Source organism: Lysinibacillus sp. CD3-6, from assembly GCF_006351725.2.
Taxonomy (GTDB): Bacteria; Bacillota; Bacilli; order Bacillales_A; family Planococcaceae; genus Lysinibacillus.
In genome coordinates this window covers 2,964,702-2,987,571 of sequence record NZ_CP085880.1, presented here as the reverse complement: position 1 = coordinate 2,987,571, position 22,870 = coordinate 2,964,702, and the positions used below count along the sequence as shown (strand labels likewise).

Below are 22,870 nucleotides of genomic sequence, written 5' to 3'. Positions count from 1 at the left end.
AGCTAAATTCGAAGTTTTCGAGTTTAACTGCAATTTTTTTATAACATAACAAGAGGGTGTAGGCTTATTATTACAGCGGAACGACATCATATTATTTTAGATTTATTAACTTCTAATGGTGTAGTGGAGTTGCAGAATTTAGTGCTAAGAACGAAAACATCCGAGTCAACGATTAGGAGAGATTTAGCACTTTTAGAAGAGCAAGGACTACTGAAGCGGATTCATGGAGGAGCAACGCATCCTTCTTCCAAAATTGATGAGCCAACAATCCATGATAAATCATCCATCAACCTTTATGATAAGCAAATCATTGCTAAAGCTGCCGCGAGCATGATTCGTGACGGAGATTGTGTTTATTTTGATGCAGGATCGACTGTTTCTGAAATGATTCCTTTTGTCAAAAATAAAAAAATCATCGTTGTAACGAATGGCTTGATGCATGTTGATGCATTAACGTCAGCCAATATCCCGACCTATATATTAGGCGGAAGAATAAAAATGAATACGAAAGCAATAGTTGGCACTGTAGCGCAAGAAAATTTAAAACAGTATCGATTTGATAAGTGCTTTTTAGGTATGAACGGCGTTGATGTAAAGTATGGATTTACAACGCCTGATCCTGAAGAAGCTGCGCTTAAGAAAACTGCAATGCAATTAGCTGAAGAAACGTTTGTTTTGGCTGATAAGAGTAAGTTCTCAGAAATATTTTTTGCAAAAGTAGCGGAGATAGAAAAGGCAAGCATTATGACAACGAATGTGGATAATGACACTATTAAAGAATACTTAGAAAAAACAAGCTTGAAGGTTGTGACATCATGATTTATACAGTAACACTTAATCCCTCTATTGACTTAGTTGTTGAGGTGGCAAATTTTCAAATCAATCAAATCAATCGTATTGAGCGTGAGCGTAAATTTCCAGGTGGAAAAGGAATCAATGTATCTCGTGTTTTAAACACGATTGGCGTCCCTTCTGTCGCATTAGGTTTTATTGGAGGCTTTACAGGAGCATTCATTCAAGGCGCGTTAGAAAGTGAAGGGATTCAAACAGATTTTGTAAAAATACAGGAAGATACTCGAATAAACATCAAGCTGAAAACAGGGAAAGAGACTGAAATGAATGCTCAAGGACCTGCTCTAACCGAACAAAATATACGGGAGTTATATAAAAAGTTAGAGAGCTTACAACAAGGCGATTTTTTAGTTTTAGCAGGCAGCATCCCTCCTTCACTGCCTAAAACCTTTTATTCAGATTTAACAAGGATGTATCGTACACGTGGAGTGAAAGTTGTAGTGGATGCGGGTGGAAATGTTTTGGCTGAAGTATTACAAAATAAGCCCTTTTTAGTAAAACCGAATCATCATGAGTTAAGCGATTTGTTCGGCGTTGCAATTAAGACGTTTGATGAAATCATTTCATACGGTAAAAAAGTTGTAGAAATGGGAGCTGAAAATGTGATTGTTTCAATGGCTGGCGATGGCGCACTGCTATTTACAAATGGTGAAGTTTACAAGGCTTCTATACCGAAAGGTGAAGTGGTGAATTCTGTAGGAGCAGGTGACTCGTTAGTAGCAGGCTTTATTGGCACTTATGCGAAAGAGCAAAACTTTAGTAAAGCATTCCAAATGGCTGTTGCAAGCGGAAGTGCTACTACTTTTAGCGAAGATTTAGCTTCAAAAGAAAAAATTGATTTTTTATTTGATCAAGTAACTATCAAAAAAATTTAATATAGGTGGTGTAGTCGACTATGAAAATTACGGATTTATTAAAAAAAGATACCGTTATTATCGATTTGGCTGCTACTAGCAAAGATGCAGCTATAGATGAAATGGCTAAAAAATTACATATAGCTGGATGTTTAAACAATTTTGATGGATTTAAAGAAGCGATCTTAAAGAGAGAATATCAGAGTACTACTGGTATCGGGGAAGGGATTGCGATTCCTCATGCAAAAACAGATGCAGTAAAAACACCATCCATTTTATTTGCAAAATCTGCGAAAGGTGTAGATTATGAATCGTTAGATGGACAACCAGCCCATCTATTATTTATGATTGCAGCAAGTGATGGTACTAATAATGAGCATCTTGAAACATTATCTCGTCTTTCTTCCTTATTGATGGATACAACGTTGCGCGAGAATTTATTAGCGGCGCAATCTCCAGAAGATGTGATTCGTATAATTGAAGCGAAAGAAAATGAAGAAGCCGACAATGAAGAAGAAACTGCAAAAAAGAAAGACAGAGAGCGACTAATTCTAGCTGTAACTGCATGTCCTACAGGTATTGCTCATACATATATGGCTGCTGATGCATTACAGGCAAAAGCAAAAGAAAGAGGAATTGCAATAAAAGTTGAAACAAATGGTTCAACTGGAATTAAGAACGCTTTAACTGCAAAGGAAATTGACAAAGCAACAGCGATTATCGTTGCAGCCGATAAGCAAGTTGAAATGAGCCGTTTTGACGGTAAACATGTCATTAAAGTACCTGTTGCAGCGGGTATTCGTAAACCAGATGAGTTGCTTGACCGTGCTTTAAATCAAGATGCACCAATTTTTAATGTAACACGTGAATCTAGTGGCAATACTGAAGAAGGCAAAACTGAAAATAGGTTCAAAGAATACTTCTATAAACCATTGATGAACGGTATCTCTAATATGTTACCGTTTGTTGTTGGTGGCGGTTTATTAATTGCTTTATCTTTCTTAATCGGAGGAATTAATGCTGAAGGACCTTTTGCTGAAGCTCTAAATTTAATAGGTGGTGGAAATGCCTTTGCATTACTTATACCCGTATTAGCTGGATTTATTGCAAAGGGGATTGCTGATCGTCCTGGTTTAGCGCCTGGTATGGTTGGTGGTTTCTTAGCTGCTTCAGGTGGTGCGGGATTTTTAGGGGGATTAGTGGCAGGGTTTTTAGCAGGTAATGTTGTTTTAGGCTTAATAAAACTATTTTCTCAATTACCTCAGTCATTCGAGGGAATCAAGCCTGTACTGCTATATCCATTTTTTAGCATGGTGATTGTCGGCTTCATTATGATATTTGTTGTGAATACCCCTGTGAAATGGATAATGGATGGATTAACTGCATGGTTAAATAGTTTAAGCGGAACAAATATCATATTTTTAGGTATTATCCTTGCGGGTATGATGGCAGTTGATATGGGGGGCCCAATTAATAAGGCGGCCTTCACATTCGGTATAGCGATGATCGATGCAGGTCATTATGCTCCTCAGGCAGCAGTCATGATTGGTGGTATGATTCCACCGCTTGGTTTAGCCCTCGCTACAACATTCTTTAAAAAGAAATTTACGCTAGCTCAACGTGATGCTGGTAAAACAAACTTTGTTATGGGTCTTTCCTTCATTACAGAAGGAGCAATTCCATTTGCAGCAGCAGATCCGATACGTGTTATCGTTAGTTCTGTTATCGGTGCAGCAATTGCTGGTGGTTTAGCTTTATATTTTGGCTGTACACTTCAAGCTCCACACGGTGGTATCTTTGTCATTTGGGCCGTGAAAAACCCACTTATGTACCTAGTGTCGTTAGTAGTTGGTGCAGTGGTTACGGCTGCTGTCGTTGGATTGTGGAAAAAGCCACTTGTAGAAAAAATGTAATGTATATAAAAACAAATCAAAACTGAAAAAATAAACTTAACAATTTGCTCGCTTCGTTTTGAAAAGAGGGATTATAATCAATGACCGAGCTGTATTCAAAAAATGAAAAGCGTCTTTCCTAAGCTAAACCTTCCTTTTTATAGTATAATAAGCATAACAACAGCATTTGCTTGCGATGCGTAGTGGAAAGGATGATATTGTATGGCAGAGAAAGTAGGACAATCTTTCGTACAACCAACTCCTTCTGGTAAAGAAGAGCTTGGGAAAATTGAAGTAGCTGCAGAAGTGATTGAAATTGTAGCTGGAATCGCGGTTAACGAGGTAGAGGGTATCGCAGCAACTCGTGGCAATATTGCAACTGGCGTCGTTGAACGTTTCGGTAAAAAAGTACACAATAAAGGCATTAAATCAGGTGTTACAGAAAATGGAGAAATCGCTATTGATGTATTTTGCTCTGTAAAATATGGCTATGCGATTCCGAAAGTGGCAAAGGATGTACAAACGCAAATTCGCCAAGCAATTTTAAATATGACTGCACTTGAAACAGCCGAGGTGAATGTACATATTACAGGTATTCACTTCGAAAAAGAGGAAGTAATGATACAATAATTAAAAAAAGAGGGGCTGCCAGCGTGGTGAATATTTCACCATAGCAGGCAACTCCTCTTTTTTATTTTGTGATTAACGACTTTAACAGTTATAAAGCAATATCTTTTGGTTTCCTCCAGAAAAATGCGAGGATAATACCGAAAACTAAGACGATTGTAGCGAAGTAATATGGATAGTTTAAATCAATGTCGAATAACATGCCTCCAATGATTGGTCCAAAAATATTTCCGAGACTTGTGAACATTGAGTTCATTCCTCCGACAAAGCCTTGCTCATTCCCCGCAATTTTAGATAAATAAGAAGTAACGGCAGGTCTGATTAAATCGAAGCCAACAAAAATAAAGAATGTAACAAATAATATGGCGAAATAATGATTAACCATTGTCATCGCAAATGTCAGTACAGCAGAAAGGATGAGTGAGTATCGAATTACGTTGATTTCGCCCATTTTCTTTGTAAGCCAATCAAATAATAACAACTGTGCAAGTGCGCCAATAATTCCACTTCCGGTAATAATAATGGCAATATCCGATGGTGTAAATGCAAATTTATGATCGACGAATAAACTAAAGAGTGATTCGAATGCTGCTAGACCAAAGGAAAGGACAAAAATAAGCACAAACGCGATAAAGTATAAAGGACTAAAAACACGCTTTGCACTGCTTAAAATAGATGGAGCAGCTTCTGTGTCATCCATTGCACGTGTAGGTTCTTTTAATAGTGTAAACGATAATATTGCCGCTATAAAACCGAGTACACCTGCAGCGTAAAAAGGTATACGTGTGCCGAATTCTGCTAAAAATCCTCCAAGTCCTGGTCCGATAATAAAACCAGTGCTAATCGCTGCACTCATATAGCCGAGTGCTTTTGGACGCTGTGCCATTGTTGTGATATCGGCGATAAATGCAGTTACTGCGGGCATGATAAAAGCAGCACTTACACCACCAAGCATGCGTGATATAAATAAAATTTCAATTGAGCGGCCCATCCCGAATAAAAGTTCTGAAAGTCCAAAAATAATTAGACCAACAACAATCATAACTTTTCGACCAACGCGATCGACTAGTCTCCCTGCGATAGGCGATACAATAAGTTGGGTAATGGCAAATGCTGCAACCATATAGCCAACGACAGAGCCTGTTATATTCAGTTCATTCATGATAGTTGGCAATACGGGAATAACCAATCCTATCCCTAAAAAGGCAATGAATAAATTGGATAACAAAATAGTTAAGGTTAAAGCTTGTTTCTTGTTCATTTTTCTCTCCTTCAACATTTCACAATACATGAGATTGATAATCTACTAGAAGATTTCCATCTAATACAATAAACCCTATAGTAACTATAGGGTCAAAAGATTTGTTTTAATTTTTGTTATTACTTTCTAGGCAGTATTAGTGTGCAAGTAAAACGCAATAGTTATACAGTATACATCCATTAAACTGTTAAAAGAGGGGTTAAAGCGCAAAAGAGAAGGCTAAATAGCATTTTGTCTAATTTTTAATTCAACAATAAATTTCTTTTCACGCTCAGATGAAATTGTTGTAGGCATATAAAATTCGTAAACGGTTGATTCAAATGATGCTTTCTGAGAATCTACATGTTTTTTAAGCTTTTCATAAAAAGAAAAATACGTATCGGGATGGTAAATAAAAGCGATGCAAGCATACTTACCTCCTGGTACAATCGTTTGCTTTACGTTAGCTGACAGTTTAGAAAAAGTCCGTTCCGTTAATAGTGGTGTGAATATTGCATCATAAATAATATCATCCACATCTTGATAATGCGCGAGCGGAAAAATACATCCATATCGACTATTTAAGACACTTCCTTCGTTTTCAATGATTTTTGTTAATGTTCCATAATACGTATTGGTGCTAGATGTAGGCGTAAGTTCAGTCGTAGTAACTTGTAATATAGGCATTTCTTCTTCAAAACGTGTATATACCTCTCCGAAGATTGGAATTTCAATTTGCTCTTGCATCTGTTTTTTCGTTTTTAATAAGGTATATTTCACTTCGTTGAGTCGTGAAATTTTCTCCTCCAAACGTTGCTCTTGGTGTTCTAAAAAGCCAAGTAGCTCCTCAGATGTCAGCATAAGTGCCTTTTTTATATCCTCTAGCGATGTGCCAATGTATTTGAGCGATTTAATGATATCTAAATAAAAAATCTGACTATCTTTATAATAGCGATAATTGCTAGCGGAATCTGTATAAGCAGGTTTAAACAAATCAATTTGGTCATAATATCGCAGTGTTTGCACAGATAGATTTGCTAATTTTGCGACCTCACCAATAGTATAATAATGTTCTTTCATAGTTGGCCTCCACTAGTGTTAATGTAGCATTTGCTTTTAGTTTATTTTTAGACATAAAGGTTTATTGAAAGTATTATAGAACATTTTAGACTTCTATCCATTACAAAATATAATGTAGCTCATAATAATAAGGAAGTTAATAATTATGTCAATAAAATGAAGACGGAGTTTTAAATAATTTCGGCTGAAAAAGAAAATGCTTTAGTCATGTTGTACAAGGTTTCTTAAGTTAAGCATTTTGCTTTCAATTACAGAAAAAATTTGAATCAGCTAGGATTGTCTACGATTTGGGGAACCTTAAATGGTGTTTTTCCGTATTAATAAATGAAAGATTTATTAAAGAAAAAACAAAGGTAGCATTTCTTTTTATTCATATCAACAAAGTTGAAGAGAAAAATAAGTAGAAAGTTGCTTGAAAAAGGTTTCAGATTATTGAAAACTTGCTTGAATTCGTGTTTCTCGTATGAATTTATGCTATTATAAACCTTAATGCCACTTAAGAAGGAGAGCTTTACATGAAACGACATGAAGCACGTGAAAAAGCGTTGCAAGTTTTGTTTCAGCTAGACAATACTGATCTTACAGTCGAAGAAGCAAAAGAACATATTAAAGGTCAACCTACAAATGCTTTCTACGAAAAGATTATTAATGGAACAGCTGAACATTTAGAGGAAATTGATGCGGCATTATCGCAGCATCTAGAAAAGTGGTCACTTGCCCGTCTACCGAAAATTGAGAGAACAGTTTTAAGACTAGCTGTATATGAACTTTTATACATGCAAGAAACACCAAAAAGAGTAGTACTTAATGAAGCAATCGAGTTATGCAAAACATTTGGAGACGATGGTTCGTCGAAATTTGTCAATGGCGTACTTTCTAAATTTACAGAACAATAAAAACGTGTTGAATTGGAAGGAGTAACTAAGGTTTATGTCAAGTGCAATTATTAATGGTAAAGAGATTGGTCAAGAAATTCGTAATTCAGTAGCAGAGCGCGTTGCTCGATTAAAAGAGCAAGGATTAACACCAGGCTTAGCAGTTGTTCTAGTAGGGGACAACCAAGCTTCGGCTACATATGTGAGAAATAAGCAAAAATCTTGTGAAGCGATTGGGATGTTTTCGGAGTTAATTAAACTACCTGAGGAAACGACACAAGACGAGCTTTTAGTGCAAATTGAATTATTAAATACTCGTGAAGATATTCATGGGATTTTAGTACAATTACCACTGCCAAAACATATTGATGAGAATATTGTTATAGCTACAATCGCTGTTGAAAAAGACGTTGATGGCTTCTCGCCTGTCAGCGTTGGGAAGATGATGCTTGGCCAAGAAACATTTTTACCATGTACACCGTTTGGCGTGATGAAACTTCTTGAATATTCAGGGATTGAAATCGCAGGTAAGCATGCAGTAATTGTTGGTAGAAGTCATATCGTAGGGAAACCGATGGGCCAACTATTATTACAAAAAGATGCAACAGTGACATATACACATTCAAAAACACCAGATTTACCTTCATTCACAAAACAAGCGGATATTTTAATTGCAGCGGTTGGTCGTGCGAATTTTATTACAAAAGAGCATGTCAAAGAAGGGGCTGTTGTTATTGATGTCGGTATTAACCGTGATGAAAACAACAAACTTTGCGGAGATGTAAACTTTACAGAGGTTGACGGTATTGCATCTCACATTACACCAGTACCAGGCGGTGTAGGACCGATGACAATCACAATGTTACTCTTCAACACAGTGCAGGCAGCAGAAATAAAACTTGCAAAAATAAAGTAATAATTTAAAATAGAATCTTTCGTTTGCTTAGAGAGCCATCTCAGTACTTTTGAGGTGGCTCTCTTTTTGCAAATTACAACGAGTAGACTTGGGACGAAAAATTTTGGTTAGAGTATAGTGAACGCCGATAGAATAGAGGAAATCACCACTAAAATAAAGCTAATCGCCGATAGAGCGAATCCAATCGCTGATTAACATAAGCAAAACTCGAAAAGACAGACAAAAAGAAGCGACTTTTACGAGCCAAGATGGGAATAAATATGTTACAGTATTGTTTTCAAGTAGTCTGAAAGACAGACGTTTTTTCTATTGAAACTGTATTTTCTCACGTCAGGCGCATTAAAAAATGTTATGATAAGTGTAGTTTTGTGAAAAACTTGATTTTAGTAAAGGAGCCGAAAATAATGTCATCAGCTTCTTCATATTTAACTGTAAAAGCGTTAACGAAATATATTAAACGAAAATTCGATGCTGATCCACATCTGCGTGAAGTGTATGTCAAAGGTGAACTATCAAATGTGAAAGTACACCAATCTGGACATATTTACTTTACTTTAAAAGATGATGGGGCACGTATTGCTGCAACGATGTTTAAAACCGCAGCAACAAAATTAGCTTTTGAGCCAAAAGATGGCATGCAAGTATTTATCCGAGGCGATGTAAACGTTTACGAGGGCTATGGTACATATCAATTATATGTGCAGGAAATGCAACCAGATGGTATCGGTAGCTTATTTGTTGCCTTTAACCAACTGAAAGAACAGCTTCAAAAAGAAGGTCTTTTTAAACCTGAATGGAAGCAGCCAATTCCGAAGTTTCCTGAAAAAATCGGTGTTTTAACGTCCACTACTGGTGCAGCAATTCGTGATATTTGTACAACATTAAAACGACGCTATCCACTTGCTGAAATAATCATTTATCCAACACTTGTACAAGGAGCACAAGCTGCGCCTAGTATCGTTCAAAATATCGAACGAGCTAATCAAGATGCAATATGTGATGTATTGTTAGTTGGACGTGGTGGGGGATCTATTGAAGATCTATGGGCGTTTAATGAAGAAGTAGTTGCACGCGCCATATTTGACAGTCGGATTCCAATTATTAGCGCAGTAGGGCATGAAACCGATACGACGATTGCCGATTTTGTGGCAGATTTGCGTGCGCCGACTCCTACTGCAGCAGCTGAAATGGCTGTTCCTGATCAGCAGGAGCTATATCAACGAGTATTGACGCAAAAATCACAGCTCCACCAAATTGTGAGGGCGCAACTTATAACAGAACGACAACGTCTAAATAAGCTACAGCAGTCTTATCCTTTAGCGATGCCAGATAGATTGTATCGACCATTTACAGAACGCTTAGCACAGCTTGAGACGACTTTACAAAAAGCAATGCAAGTTGATTTGATGAAAAAAGAAGCTAAGCTACAAAAATTGCATAGCGCTGTGGAGCAGCAATCACCGAAAAAGGCACTTGTTTTTCATCAAAGAGAGTTGGAACACCGTATTCAGCAGCTAACACGTTCAGCTTCACAATATGTGACAAAGCAGAAGCAACAATTTGAGGCATCTGTGCGAACACTTGAAGCTTTAAATCCACTTGCTATTTTAACGAGGGGATTTACTGTAGCCTACAAAGATGACAAAGTGTTGAAATCGTCTACTGACTTAAAGCGGCAGGACCAACTAACACTGTCCTTCCACGATGGGAAAGTAATTGCCGAAGTGACAAATGTCTTGCCAAATAATAAGGAGGAATAGAAATGGCGAAAAAGCAACAAACATTCGCAGAAGCAATGACGGCACTTGAAGAAATAGTCCGCCAATTAGAACAAGGTGATGTACCATTAGAGAATGCGATTGATTTATATAAACAGGGCATGGAGCTTTCTCAATTTTGCCATAGCAAACTACAGCATGCCGAAGAACAACTAATTTCAATTGTCCAAGAGACAGGTGAAACAACAGCATTTGATCCGCTAAAGGGAGAGAACTAGTTAAAATGAACGAACAATTAAAACATTTTATTCAAAGCAACACACCACAAGTAGAAGCTGAAATGTTTGCACTTGTTGAAAAAATTGACGCACCGACCAATTTAAAAGAGTCGATGCTATATTCATTAAAAGCAGGAGGCAAGCGTATTCGCCCACTGTTTGTATTAGCAGTTTTAGAACAATACGGGAAAGACAGTAAAGCAGGGCTGACAGTCGGTGCCGTTATTGAAATGATTCATACGTATTCTTTAATACACGATGATCTACCAAGCATGGACAACGATGATTTCCGTCGTGGTAAGCCAACTAACCATAAAGTATTTGGTGAGGCGCTAGCAACACTTGCAGGTGACGCATTAAATACATTAGCATTTGGCATTTTAGCGCGCATGGATATTGCGGCAGAGCAACGAATAGAACTAGTAAATCTTCTAAGCGTAGCAGCTGGTGCAGAAGGAATGGTTGGCGGTCAAGTATTGGATATGGAAGGTGAGCAACGCCAGCTTAACTTAACTGAACTAGAGCATGTCCATGTTAATAAAACTGGAGCTCTATTAAGATTTAGTATTGAATCAGGTGCAGTTCTAGCTAATGTTTCGCAAGAAGATCGAGCTACTTTAAAGGAATATGCACATCACATCGGCTTAGCCTTCCAAATTCAAGACGATATTTTAGATATTGAAGGAACAACAGAAGAATTAGGCAAAACTGCAGGAAAGGATGTTGCTAGTGATAAAAGCACATATCCTGCATTATTAACTTTAGCGGGTGCTAAAGAAAAACTTGCTGACCATTATCAGCTCGCAATAGCAGCGCTTGATAAGCTACAAGTAGATGTAAGCTTACTGCGTGAGTTTGCAGCCTATATTGTTCATCGTAAAAACTAAGAGAAAAAAAGGGCTTTACAGGTCAAGAATATGCTAGAATAGGTGGGGACGTTTGCCAATAGGCAAACAATAAAGTGTTCGTACTTTTAGCATATGGATAACACTGTTATAATGGTGGAAACACGATTGCGGTGAATAATTTATTGAAAAGGTGTGTGAGAAAGGTGGATTTAAACAACATTTCTAGTCCATCCTTTTTAAAAAACTTAGATAAGAAAGGCCTTGAACAGCTTGCAAAAGAGATTCGAACTTTCTTAATCGAAAAATGTTCTGTCACAGGTGGTCATATTGGACCAAACCTAGGTGTTGTGGAGCTTACAATTATGCTTCATAAAATGTTTGACAGTCCAAAAGATAAGTTTTTATGGGATGTTGGCCACCAAGCTTACGTGCATAAAATTTTGACAGGTCGTGCGAGTCAATTTGACACATTACGTCAGTTCAAAGGGCTTTGTGGTTTTCCGAAGCTTGTGGAGAGTGAACATGATGAATGGGAAACAGGTCATAGCTCGACATCGTTGTCAGCAGCCATGGGTATGGCAGCAGCACGTGATATAAAAAATGAGAAAAACTTCGTCGTACCGATTATTGGGGACGGTGCTTTAACAGGCGGTATGGCGCTTGAAGCTTTAAATCATATTGGGCATGCAAAAACAAACATGATTGTCATTTTAAATGATAATGAAATGTCCATCGCTCCGAACGTTGGAGCATTACACAATGTATTAGGACGTTTACGTACAGCTAAAGAATATTCAAAAGCAAAAGAAGAGCTAGAATCGTTAATCAATAAAATTCCTGTTCTAGGTGGTAAGCTTGCTTCCACTGCTGAACGTTTGAAAGACAGTTTGAAATATTTAGTAGTTTCTGGTGTCTTTTTTGAGGAATTAGGATTTAAATATTTAGGTCCTATTGATGGTCACGACTTCGAAGCGCTTGAAACAACATTATCTTATGCTAAAAAAGTAAAAGGCCCAGTTCTTGTTCATGTTATTACGAAAAAAGGGAAAGGCTATAAACCAGCGGAAGATGATACAATCGGTAACTGGCACGGAACAGGCCCATATAAAATGGAGACTGGTGCATTTGTAAAATCCGAGACAAAAGGTCCTGCTTGGAGTAGTTTAATCGCTGAAACTGTTCGTAAAATTGCCCATGAGGATGAACGTGTTGTTACAATCACACCTGCAATGCCTGTCGGCTCAAAATTACAGGGCATTCAAAAAGATTTTCCGAAACGCTTTTTTGACGTGGGGATCGCTGAGCAGCATGCTGCCACAATGGCGGCAGGTCTTGCTACTCAAAAGATGAAACCGTTTTTAGCTATTTACTCAACATTTTTACAACGTGCTTATGACCAAGTCCTTCATGACATTGCGCGTCCCAATTTAAATGTTTTTATCGGGATTGACCGTGCTGGTTTAGTTGGTGCAGATGGCGAAACACATCAAGGCGTCTTTGATATTGCATTCCTTCGTCATATTCCAAACATGGCGATTATGATGCCAAAGGATGAAAATGAAGGTCAGCATATGGTGAAAACAGCCATTGATTATAATGGCGGTCCGATTGCCCTTCGTTATCCACGCGGAAATGGGATAGGTGTCCCGCTTGATGATGAGCTGATGGCTTTACCAATTGGTAGCTGGGAAGTATTACGTGAGGGGAAAGATGCTACCATATTAACATTTGGTACAACTATTCCTATGGCCATGGAAGCGGCACTTATGCTAGCTCAACAGGGCATAGAAATCGAAGTAGTAAATGCACGTTTTATTAAGCCGATGGATGAGGATATGCTGCATCGCATATTTACTAGCAATAAGCCAGTGTTAACGATTGAAGAGGCAGTATTACGAGGTGGCTTTGGTAGTGGCGTATTAGAATTTGCCCATGACCATAGTTATTTAAATGCAATAATCGATCGTATGGGCATACCTGATCAATTTATTGAGCATGGAAATGTCGATCAACTGCTTGAAGAAATTCATATGACAGCAGAAGATACAGTGGCACGCATGCAAGTGTTACTACAACAAAAACAGCAAGTAGGTTTAAATAAATAATGACAAAACAACCGAAAGAACGTGTAGACATTTTACTTGTTGAGCGTGGACTATGTGAAACACGGGAGAAGGCAAAACGATCCATTATGGCAGGTCTTGTCTTTTCCAACGAGATACGCATCGACAAAGCAGGAGAAAAAATCACCATAGATGCTCCGCTACAAGTAAAAGGTTCGGATTTAAAATATGTGAGCCGTGGAGGCTTAAAGTTAGAAAAAGCTTTACAAATTTTTGATATGTCTGTAGAAGGAAAGCTGATGCTTGACATCGGCTCTTCTACAGGTGGATTTACCGACTGTGCCTTACAGAATGGTGCTAGACATTGTTATGCTCTAGACGTTGGTTCCAATCAGTTAGCGTGGAAAATTCGCTCGGATGAACGTGTAACCGTTATGGAAAAAACAAATTTCCGTTACACAACAGCTGCTGATTTAACTGAGGGCTTACCAGAGTTTGCCACTATAGATGTCAGCTTCATCTCTTTATCATTGATTTTACCAGTACTAAAAACGGTATTAATGCCTGGCGGCGATGTCATGGCTTTAGTAAAACCGCAATTTGAAGCAGGTAAAGAAAATGTAGGTAAAAAAGGCATTGTCCGTGATAAAAAGGTACATCTCGATGTTTTAGAGAAAACAGCTGCTATGGCAACAGAAGTTGGCTTTGTGGTAAAAGATGCTTCTTATTCTCCAATTACAGGTGGGGAAGGAAACATTGAATTTTTATTCCATCTAGTGAATCCAATTGCTGATGAGGTTATCCAGCCATATACAGCTTTTAATGCACTCGTCGAAGAAGCGCATAGTGCACTAAAATAACACGTGCTCAGTAAGTAGAGCCGTGTTTTTTCTTGTGCTTTTATGCTGGAGATGGTAGTGTAATTATACAAATATTTAACTATTTATAAGAGGTGAACGATATGAATAAAGGACAAAGACATATACGAATTCGAGATATTATTGCGAATCATGAAATCGAAACACAAGATGATTTAGTCGATTTTTTAAAGGATGCAGGCTATAATGTGACACAAGCAACCGTATCAAGAGATATTAAAGAATTGCATTTAGTGAAAGTGCCATTGCAGGATGGACGTTATAAATATAGCTTACCCGCAGACCAACGATTCAATCCTGTACAAAAATTACATCGTGCGCTAGCTGATGCTTTTGTGAGTATTGACGGTGCATCACATTTTCTAGTCATGAAAGCACTTCCTGGTAACGCGAATGCAATTGCTTCATTACTTGATCATTTAGATTGGCCAGAAATTTTAGGTACTATTTCTGGAGACGATACAATTTTGATTATTTGTCGTGATGAAGGTGAACGTGAAAATACAAAAAATCGCTTATTGGACATGCTATAAAATGTAACTTTAATCGGTGTTAATCTACCTTTTAATAGTAAAGAGAATTTCAATACTACAGATGCTTAATTTTTTCCATTAAAGGGTATATGCATCTGTTAGTACGAATTTCAATAGCAGTTGAATTTAATTCAGAGGTGACCTTTTGTGTTAAGAGAGCTTAGTATTCGAAATTTTGCCATTATTGAGGATTTAACAGTTAGTTTTTCAGATGGGCTAACTGTGTTAACAGGAGAAACCGGTGCTGGTAAGTCAATAATTATTGATGCGGTACATTTACTTGCTGGTGGTAGAGGTAATTCGGAATTTATACGTCATGGTGCAAAAAAAGCCGAATTAGGTGGGCTATTTCAAATTTCAAGTGCTGCACATCCTGTATATAAAAAACTGGAGGAGGCAGGCATTGAAATAGAAGAGGATTCCATTATTTTGCGTCGGGACTTAAATGACTCGGGCAAAAGTGTCTGTCGGGTTAATGGTAAATTAGTGCCATTATCGGTTTTGCGTGACATTGGTGCAAGTCTTATTGATATTCATGGTCAACATGAAAACCAAGAACTTATGGATGAAAAGCAACATATTTATTTACTCGATCACTTCGCGGAAGAGCAACTAGCACCAATTCTTGAAAAATACAGTAAACAATATAACGAATATCGTGCATTGAAAAAAGAATTAGCGACAATTTCTATAGATGAGCAGTTAATGGCTCAGCGTATTGATTTGTATCAGTTCCAAATGAAAGAACTTGAAGATGCAAATTTAAAGCTAGGTGAAGAAGATGAGCTTCTTGATGAACGTCGACGTCTGATGAATTTTAATAAAATATTTGAGCGCTCAAGTGCTGCTTATGAAGCGATTCAAGGTGAAACAAAAGGTCTTGACTGGATCGGCACAGCAATGGGAGCATTAGATGATGCAGCGACGATTGATGAACAGTTTAAAGAGGCATCTGAGTCAGTAACAACTGCCTTTTACGCACTGCAAGATGCAGCATATCAAGTGAAAAACGTTTTAGATGAGCTAGAATTTGATCCAGCGCGCTTAAATGAAGTTGAGCAACGCCTTGCGCTGTTCCAAAACTTAAAGCGTAAATATGGCTCAACAGTCGAAGAAATGATTGCCTATTATGAAAAAATTAAAACTGAGCTAGGTGAGCTTTTAAATCGCGATGAAATTTTACAAGTAAAAGAACGGAAAGTACTTGAGATGGAAGTCATATTAGGCGAACTTGCAGAAGAACTATCACATGTTCGAAAAGAAGCGGCAAATGACTTAAGTGAAGCCATTATGGCAGAGCTACGTGAATTACATATGGAAAAAGCAAAATTTATTGTAAATTTTGATGCTTTACCTTATTTTGATGTAAATGGTAAAGATCAAGTTGTATTTTATATTTCAACGAATGTCGGTGAACCACCTAAATCTTTACCGAAAATTGCTTCTGGTGGAGAACTATCACGTATGATGTTAGCACTAAAGACAATTTTCTCATCTTCAAACGGTGTGACGTCCATCATTTTCGATGAAGTAGATACTGGTGTAAGTGGTCGAGTGGCGCAAGCAATTGCTGAAAAAATTGCAGCCATTTCGGTTAATTCTCAAGTGCTGTGTATTTCACATCTTCCACAAGTGGCAGCGATGGCCGATCATCATTACTTTATTAAAAAAGAGGTTGAACATGATCGTACATTTACATCATTAGCTGAAATTGATACCCATGCACGTATTGAGGAAGTAAGCAGAATGATGTCAGGTGCAGAAATTACCGAATTAACTTTACAGCATGCGACAGAATTGTTAAAGATGGCTAACGAACGAAAAAAACATATGCGCTAACTTTTTGAAAAATCCAGAGGCAGGTCAACTGTTTCTGGGTTTTTTTCATTTTGCGCAAATATTTACCGCTTATAAGAACGGTACAACAACACATAGTATAAAGACAAAATTCAAAAGGAGGTGTCGTATGAATCGTCGTTGGCGTCAATTTGTCATTTTGCCTATGCTCATCGTTTTGTTATTTATGCCCATACAGGCTTTTGCGGCCAAAAAATTAATACCGATGGGCGAAGCAATTGGAATTCAACTTCAGTTATCACATGTCTTTGTTGCTCATGATGTGTTGTTAGCTTCCAATCAATGGATGAAAGGGGGCGCTGTTATTGAAAAAATAAATGATACAACAGTCAAAACACTTGCTGAGGCCAAGCAAGCAATTGCTCGTCAAGGGCAACAAAAATGGACGATAAAAAGTGAAGGTAAAGAAGTTACAGTTGACTTACAAAAACAAGAAGCAGAACATGTCATCTCTTTTTTAAAGGATGAAACAGATGGAGTAGGAACATTGACATACATTGATCCAGAGACATCAAATTACGGAGCGTTAGGCCATCAAATTGTCGATTCAACTCTTCAAGAAGCACCTGTCTTCAGAGCAGGCTCCATTTTTTTAGCATCCATTCAGCAAATCCGTAAAAGCCTACCTGGTCAACCCGGCTACAAAATATCCTCTATTGAAAAACATCAGGAAAGATTAGGTAGTATCGATAAAAATACGGTTTATGGAATATTTGGCCGTTGGGAAGATAGTTATCAACAAAGATTGCCAAAAGCCATCGAAATTATGCATGCAAAAGATATAAAAATGGGTCATGCTGAAATCTATACAGCCATTGAAGGCAGTAAAGTCGAAACATTTTCTATTGAAATTACCAAAGTGGAAAATGAAAGGCTTGAATTTATTGTCTCTGATGAGAAGCTCATTGAAAAAACAGGTGGAATTTTACAAGGTATGAGTGGTAGCCCAATCATACAGGACGGGCGTTTTGTTGGCGCTGTCACACATATGTTTGTAGAAGAACCGAAAAAAGGGGCAGCTATTACAGTGGCTGAAATGTTAAAAAAATCATCATGAATGGGATGGGGCTGCCTTTGGTAGCTCCGTTCGTTCTTTCTTGAAAAAATTAGGTTAAACTAGCTCTTTCCCTAAGTATTTCATGTTGTTTGCTGACCAGTTTCGCGATACTTAAAAAAAAGTGTAGTTTTATCTCAGTTTTTTCACTAAAATAAGGGGTAAGAGCATTCGACAATTTGCAGTTAAGTATCGTAACTTGTCGAGAAAAAAAGAAAGTATCGGACTACATACTCATTTTTGGAAATAGAAAAGGTTTTTAAAGCAAAAATGTCGAAAATTCCACAGTGTGTCAAAATAGACATTAGGGGTAAAAGGTTTGTGCTTTGAATAGTCAAAGCAAAGTCCAGAAGGAGGAATTGAAATGACAAAGGTAAAAGTGGCGATAGCAGATGATAATCGTGAATTATTAAAAACAATGGAGCAGTATTTTCAAGGTCATCCCGAAATTGAAATCATAGCAACTGCTTCAAACGGGAAAGTGTGTCTTCAAATGCTTGAAGAGTTTTCTCCTGATATTTTATTACTGGATATTATTATGCCTCATCTAGATGGATTAGCTGTTTTAGAGGCGATGTACCAAAATGATCGCATGTCTTCCATACAAGTCATCATGCTAACTGCATTTGGTCAAGAAGATGTCATGAAACAAGCAGTGGATTTAGGTGCATCATACTTTATGTTAAAACCGTTTGAATTTGATCAACTCGTTCAAAAAATATTGCATTGCGCTGGCCAAAAGGCAGCAATACCGAAAAAATCAAGTGTATTACAGCCGACAACTCCTCAAAAATTAAATCAGCATCAGCTTGATAGCACTATTACAGCGATTATTAAAGAAATCGGGGTTCCTGCACATATTAAAGGTTACTCTTATTTACGTGAAGCTATACAAATGGTGTTTGAAGATATCGAGTTATTAGGATCTGTGACGAAAATCCTTTATCCTGAAATTGCAAAAAAATTCAACACAACACCATCACGCGTAGAACGTGCCATTCGTCATGCCATTGAAGTCGCATGGAATCGTGGCAATTACGAGTCTATTTCGTCGATGTTTGGCTATACAGTGCACCATTTAAAGTCTAAACCAACAAATAGCGAATTCATCGCCATGATTGCGGACAAGATTCGTATAGATATGATGGCGAGCTAAGAGCCATCTCTATGTTTATGGACGGCAGGCTAGCGGGGAATAGCCAGTAAACTTATTTTATGTATTGATTATATAATGGTAATTTTAACGCCTTATTAAGCAGTTTACGCCGACTGTTTAGGGGGCGTATTTTTTTGTCTAAATGTATATTTATAGATAAAACGCTCGTAAATGGATGAACAGAAGGGCGAGAAATAGAAATTAGACGCGAAGTGCATTGAAATTCACAATATGGCAATTAGTGCGTTAGAAGTAATTGATTCTATGAATACTATAGTCTGTAATATTGTAGTGAAATGTAAGATATACTATATAAAGGTTGAACAATTGGAGGGAGCATAAATGGGGCTTTTTGATGGTTTGATGGGAAATGCAAGCGAAGTGAATTTAGATAAATTACAGGAAGAAATGAAAGAAATATTAATACCAAATGAGACAATTCAAAATGCATATAAAATTATTAGAGATACATTTATCTTTACGAATAAGCGACTAATCTTAATCGATAAACAAGGGGTAACAGGTAAGAAAACGGAATATCATTCGATTCCATATAAGAATATTCTTCATTTTTCTGTTGAGACGGCGGGGACATTTGATTTAGATGCTGAGTTGAAAATTTGGGTATCAGGTAGTCAGGTTCCCATTCAGAAAAATTTCAATAAATCCACTAATATCTACAAAGTTCAAAGTGTATTAGCAGAATACGTGTTAGTGTAGCAATTTTGACGGTTAACAGTTAGCTGTTAATCGTTTTTATATGCATTCTCCTATCAATTAGAGTTGAAATACCTGAAATAAAGGAAGCAGTCGCTGACATAGATATTTTAGCGAAACTTTTTGAGCAGTCTTGAAAAAATGAAGAAGCGCTTATGCCGTGGTATTATTGGTGCTATAGAATTAAACAGGGGGATACAAATGAAAAGTGTAAACTTTCAGCTTGACCATCACAATTCATTAGAATTAACACAAATAGATGAGCAATTATTTGAGGTCCGACTCGAAATGAATGGCCGTATTAGTCTTTTCTATATGACGCGAGAACAATTGGGTGCTGATGGTCGAATTGAAGCGCTTCAGAAGCGATTAGTTAGTGATTTTTTTCCAGATAGCAACTAAAGCGAAACATATTCGCCTTAATATGGTTAAACGCTCCTTTCTGAAAGGGCGTTTTTTAGTAGACAAGACCTAAATCAAAATTATCGTTAAGTGGATAGCGCTTTTTCTTTTTTCTTTCCTTTATTGCGGATTACCTAAAATATGACTGTATTTTTATACATTCCACACATTTGCACTTTTGCAATGAAGGAAAACTTGCTTTTTTATAGGATATATCGTCTATTTTTTAGAGGAAAATTGTATGAGCTATATGAAGTACTTACTGATAAAGTAGGGGTATTTTCTTTATGAGTAGTGACAATTGTCTCTAAACAAATGTAAATAGATTGTATATACTTACATATAGAGGGAAGGAGGAGGTAGCGTGATTCTAGTTCGAAATGATAACTTCGAAATATCGGAAGAAAACGGAAAGGTATTTATGCTTACATATAGTGCGGGATTTCCATTAAAAGAATTTGATGGTATCTTACGTAGTCATCCACGACTAAAGTTATCTAATTTTTCTATTTTAAAAACTGTACTAGCGACAGAAAGCACTAGTCCTGTTGAAATTGGACGCTGGCTTCCAAATGTTGAAGCTGAAATTGCACGAGATAAAATGTCTGCCTCTATATTTATATATGAAACACATGATTATATTCAAAAGAATAAAGAAAAGTTAACAGCACAAATTACTGATACACTAGCAAGCGAAGGCATAACCTATGGCATTTTAGATTTTGATATTTTAAAAATTGAGCCAGGAAAAGCGTTTTTAATTGCACAAGGCACACCACCTGTCGCAGGCATGGATGCGCAAATTACATACTTACCAAAACCAGAGAGAAAACCCGTTATTCGAGATGATGGAAAAGCTGATTACTATGACATGAATTTTATTTCAGAAATTTCTGAAGGATCTTGGCTTGGGGAAAAAATTCCTGCAACGTTGGGCGAGCCTGGTCAAAATGTACTCGGTGAAATGATTGCGGCAACACCAGGTCGTGATTTTCCCATCCGATATGATAAAAAGTCAGCCTATGAAGTAGAAGAGGATGATAAAATTGTCATTCGCTCAAAAATTGCTGGTGTGTTAGACGACGTTAAAGGAATGATTGGGGTTAACCGTCATTTACCTATACATGGAGATGTGGGCGTTGAGACAGGCAATTTAGAGTTCAATGGCTCTTTAAGTATTAAAGGCACCGTTACAACGGGCTATACAGTTATTGCGACTGGAGATATATCAATCGAAGGGGCAGAAGGTGTAAGTGGAGCTAAACTGATTAAATCGATCGAAGGTGATGTATACATTCGGGGAGGTATTTTTGGTTTGGGCTCAACGCTTGTAGAAGCGGGAGGGAATATTTTCGTTAAGCACGTAAATGAAGCTAATTTAGTAGCAGACGATAGTATTCATATCGGCTTTTATTCACTAGGGTCTCAGCTTACTGCTCATTCCATTTATGTTGATGAGCGAAAAGGTAAAATTATTGGCGGACGTGCTGTTGCCAAAAATACAATCGTCACAGCAATCTCTGGCAATCGACTAGAGAGAAGAACGGATTTAATTATCGAAAGTGTTAATAAACAGGAAAGTTATGCTTTGATGCAAAATAAAGCAACTCAGCTAAAGCAACAGCAAACTGAAATTTCAGAACTTGAAGCGAAGATTACGAGCTTATTACCACTTCTTAAGCAAATGTCAACACAACAAATTGCCTCATTTGAAGAAACAAAACAGCAATTATCAAAATTGAAGGCAGAAGCGGTGACAATGGACCGTGAAATAAAGTTAATGATGGACGAAATGCGTCATGCTGGGAAGGAAGAAATTATCGTAACAAAAGAAGCCTACCCAGGTACGTATATTCAAATTGGGAAGAAATCCTCGTTATTAAATAAAATGACAAATGGTAAATTTTTACTTGAGTTCGGTGAGTTAAATGTATAATGCATTGTTCATCCCTGTGTTTGCACATCGTGGGGCGTCTGCTTATGCTCTCGAAAACAGTTTCAAAGCTTTTGAAAAAGCATTAGAACTAGGCGCAGATGGGATTGAATTAGATATTCAGCTATCAAAAGAAGGAATTCCAGTTGTCTACCACGATCCGCAATTATCAAGATTAGTAGGCTCCAATAAATTGGTAAATGAATGTACGATAGCGGAACTACAAAACTTTAAATTAGGAAAACCATTGAGAAGATTGTTTTCAGCGTATCGGATTCCAACATTTGATGCAGTTTTAGCATGGGCAAATAAACAGCAGCTACCTCTTAATATCGAATTAAAATCGACCATTCTTGACAATAAGGATGCGCTCGTTCAATTGCTTCAAGGACTTATTTTACCTAAAGGTAGTCATTTTTCTTCATTCCATTATGAGCTTTTAGAGGTTGTGAAACACCATGCGCCACATTTTGAAACTGCACTTATCGCTACTAAAAAATTGAAATGGGATTTGCTATGTGATTATAAGGCAATTGATTGTGTCCATATGCATAAAAGATATTATAAGCCGCAATATTTAGAGGCTTGTGTAACCAGTTCAAAGACTTGTCGTGTTTATGCGATTGACGGTAGTGAAAAATACTTGACGAATCCGCATTCATCTGTAGTTGGTTGGATTACAGATTTTCCTGATAGGGTAATTACCGTTCAGCAACGTCAATAAAAATAGCTATCCAGTAAGTCACGTTGAGTGACTTATTTGGATAGCTATTTTTATTTTTTTTGGAAGCGCGGAGCCACTTTTCCGTTTTTTCGGTCGCGGTGTAGTAAAAAGCCTGCGAAAAAGCCAAAGCCTACAACAAAGAAAATGATGCCAATAACAAATTGCAGCCATAAAAATGGGAAAGGTGAGATGAGCTTACCGAATAATGTATCACGCATAAATTTAATGCCACCTGCAGCCATTAGACCTGGAATAAGCATTACAATAAACGCAGCAAATCGAGCCATGCATGTCCCTCCTCATACCTAAATATAATTGTACCTGTCGATATGGGAATGTCAAGAAAGCCTATGAATGTTAGCAGTCTAGGAAA

22 protein-coding genes are annotated in these 22,870 nt (G+C 37.4%); 19 read left to right on the top strand and 3 right to left on the bottom strand.

Annotation, left to right across the window (positions count from 1 at the left end; all coding sequences use genetic code 11):
• Positions 1–66: 66 nt before the first annotated feature.
• The 4 genes from FH508_RS14820 to FH508_RS14805 all read left to right on the top strand — a co-directional run bounded on the left by FH508_RS14820 (position 67) and on the right by FH508_RS14805 (position 4,228).
• Positions 67–819, top strand: a complete 753-nt coding sequence (locus FH508_RS14820; protein ID WP_173479119.1) for a DeoR/GlpR family DNA-binding transcription regulator — start codon at positions 67–69, stop codon at positions 817–819.
• On the top strand, positions 816–1,727 hold the full coding sequence (gene pfkB, locus FH508_RS14815; RefSeq protein ID WP_173479038.1) for a 1-phosphofructokinase: 912 nt from the start codon (positions 816–818) through the stop codon (positions 1,725–1,727). Before FH508_RS14820 ends, pfkB begins: the two co-directional genes overlap by 4 nt.
• Positions 1,728–1,747: 20 nt before the next feature.
• Complete coding sequence (locus tag FH508_RS14810; protein WP_173479037.1) at positions 1,748–3,619, top strand: PTS fructose transporter subunit IIABC; 1,872 nt, start codon at positions 1,748–1,750, stop codon at positions 3,617–3,619.
• Between the two features lie 201 nt (positions 3,620–3,820).
• Positions 3,821–4,228, top strand: coding sequence for an Asp23/Gls24 family envelope stress response protein (locus tag FH508_RS14805; RefSeq protein WP_173479036.1), 408 nt, complete (start codon positions 3,821–3,823; stop codon positions 4,226–4,228).
• A gap of 88 nt (positions 4,229–4,316) precedes the next feature.
• Here FH508_RS14805 and FH508_RS14800 read toward each other — a convergent pair whose 3' ends face one another.
• Positions 4,317–5,486, bottom strand: a complete 1,170-nt coding sequence (locus tag FH508_RS14800) for an MFS transporter (RefSeq protein WP_173479035.1) — start codon at positions 5,484–5,486, stop codon at positions 4,317–4,319.
• Positions 5,487–5,705: 219 nt separating this feature from the next.
• Positions 5,706–6,545, bottom strand: a complete 840-nt coding sequence (locus tag FH508_RS14795) for a MerR family transcriptional regulator (protein WP_173479034.1) — start codon at positions 6,543–6,545, stop codon at positions 5,706–5,708.
• Positions 6,546–7,060: 515 nt separating this feature from the next.
• Between FH508_RS14795 and nusB the strand changes: the two genes are divergently transcribed.
• From nusB to FH508_RS14720, 15 genes are all read left to right on the top strand, one after another.
• Positions 7,061–7,441, top strand: coding sequence for a transcription antitermination factor NusB (gene nusB, locus FH508_RS14790; RefSeq protein WP_173479033.1), 381 nt, complete (start codon positions 7,061–7,063; stop codon positions 7,439–7,441).
• 34 nt (positions 7,442–7,475) lie between these two features.
• The gene (folD, locus tag FH508_RS14785) at positions 7,476–8,336 is read left to right on the top strand and encodes a bifunctional methylenetetrahydrofolate dehydrogenase/methenyltetrahydrofolate cyclohydrolase FolD (protein WP_173479032.1); all 861 of its coding nucleotides are present in this window, start codon (positions 7,476–7,478) and stop codon (positions 8,334–8,336) included.
• A gap of 404 nt (positions 8,337–8,740) precedes the next feature.
• Positions 8,741–10,096, top strand: coding sequence for an exodeoxyribonuclease VII large subunit (gene xseA, locus FH508_RS14780; RefSeq protein ID WP_173479031.1), 1,356 nt, complete (start codon positions 8,741–8,743; stop codon positions 10,094–10,096).
• Positions 10,097–10,098: 2 nt separating this feature from the next.
• Positions 10,099–10,332 (top strand): exodeoxyribonuclease VII small subunit, encoded by a 234-nt coding sequence (gene xseB, locus FH508_RS14775; RefSeq protein ID WP_173479030.1) that lies wholly within the window; start codon positions 10,099–10,101, stop codon positions 10,330–10,332.
• A 5-nt stretch (positions 10,333–10,337) separates the two neighbouring features.
• Positions 10,338–11,219, top strand: coding sequence for a polyprenyl synthetase family protein (locus FH508_RS14770; RefSeq protein WP_173479029.1), 882 nt, complete (start codon positions 10,338–10,340; stop codon positions 11,217–11,219).
• 164 nt (positions 11,220–11,383) lie between these two features.
• Entirely contained in the window at positions 11,384–13,285 is a 1,902-nt protein-coding gene (gene dxs, locus FH508_RS14765; RefSeq protein ID WP_173479028.1) for a 1-deoxy-D-xylulose-5-phosphate synthase, read from the top strand.
• Entirely contained in the window at positions 13,285–14,103 is an 819-nt protein-coding gene (locus tag FH508_RS14760; protein ID WP_173479027.1) for a TlyA family RNA methyltransferase, read from the top strand. Before dxs ends, FH508_RS14760 begins: the two co-directional genes overlap by 1 nt.
• A 101-nt stretch (positions 14,104–14,204) precedes the next feature.
• Positions 14,205–14,654, top strand: a complete 450-nt coding sequence (gene ahrC, locus FH508_RS14755) for a transcriptional regulator AhrC/ArgR (RefSeq protein WP_173479026.1) — start codon at positions 14,205–14,207, stop codon at positions 14,652–14,654.
• A gap of 147 nt (positions 14,655–14,801) precedes the next feature.
• The gene (recN, locus tag FH508_RS14750) at positions 14,802–16,493 is read left to right on the top strand and encodes a DNA repair protein RecN (protein WP_173479025.1); all 1,692 of its coding nucleotides are present in this window, start codon (positions 14,802–14,804) and stop codon (positions 16,491–16,493) included.
• Positions 16,494–16,620: 127 nt separating this feature from the next.
• The gene (locus FH508_RS14745; protein ID WP_173479024.1) at positions 16,621–17,568 is read left to right on the top strand and encodes a SpoIVB peptidase S55 domain-containing protein; all 948 of its coding nucleotides are present in this window, start codon (positions 16,621–16,623) and stop codon (positions 17,566–17,568) included.
• A gap of 361 nt (positions 17,569–17,929) precedes the next feature.
• Positions 17,930–18,721, top strand: a complete 792-nt coding sequence (gene spo0A / locus FH508_RS14740) for a sporulation transcription factor Spo0A (protein WP_173479023.1) — start codon at positions 17,930–17,932, stop codon at positions 18,719–18,721.
• A 342-nt stretch (positions 18,722–19,063) separates the two neighbouring features.
• Positions 19,064–19,441: a PH domain-containing protein gene (locus FH508_RS14735; RefSeq protein ID WP_173479022.1), complete on the top strand. Its 378-nt coding sequence runs from the start codon at positions 19,064–19,066 to the stop codon at positions 19,439–19,441.
• A gap of 198 nt (positions 19,442–19,639) precedes the next feature.
• Positions 19,640–19,840 (top strand): hypothetical protein, encoded by a 201-nt coding sequence (locus FH508_RS14730; protein WP_173479021.1) that lies wholly within the window; start codon positions 19,640–19,642, stop codon positions 19,838–19,840.
• A gap of 364 nt (positions 19,841–20,204) precedes the next feature.
• The gene (locus FH508_RS14725) at positions 20,205–21,776 is read left to right on the top strand and encodes a flagellar assembly protein A (protein WP_173479020.1); all 1,572 of its coding nucleotides are present in this window, start codon (positions 20,205–20,207) and stop codon (positions 21,774–21,776) included.
• The gene (locus FH508_RS14720; protein WP_139860619.1) at positions 21,769–22,497 is read left to right on the top strand and encodes a glycerophosphodiester phosphodiesterase; all 729 of its coding nucleotides are present in this window, start codon (positions 21,769–21,771) and stop codon (positions 22,495–22,497) included. Before FH508_RS14725 ends, FH508_RS14720 begins: the two co-directional genes overlap by 8 nt.
• A gap of 50 nt (positions 22,498–22,547) precedes the next feature.
• On the opposite strand, the gene FH508_RS14715 is transcribed toward FH508_RS14720, so the two are convergent.
• Positions 22,548–22,784 carry a DUF2627 domain-containing protein gene (locus FH508_RS14715; protein ID WP_139860622.1) on the bottom strand — a complete coding sequence of 79 codons (237 nt, stop codon included), beginning with the start codon at positions 22,782–22,784 and terminating at the stop codon, positions 22,548–22,550.
• Between the last annotated feature and the right edge of the window lie 86 nt (positions 22,785–22,870).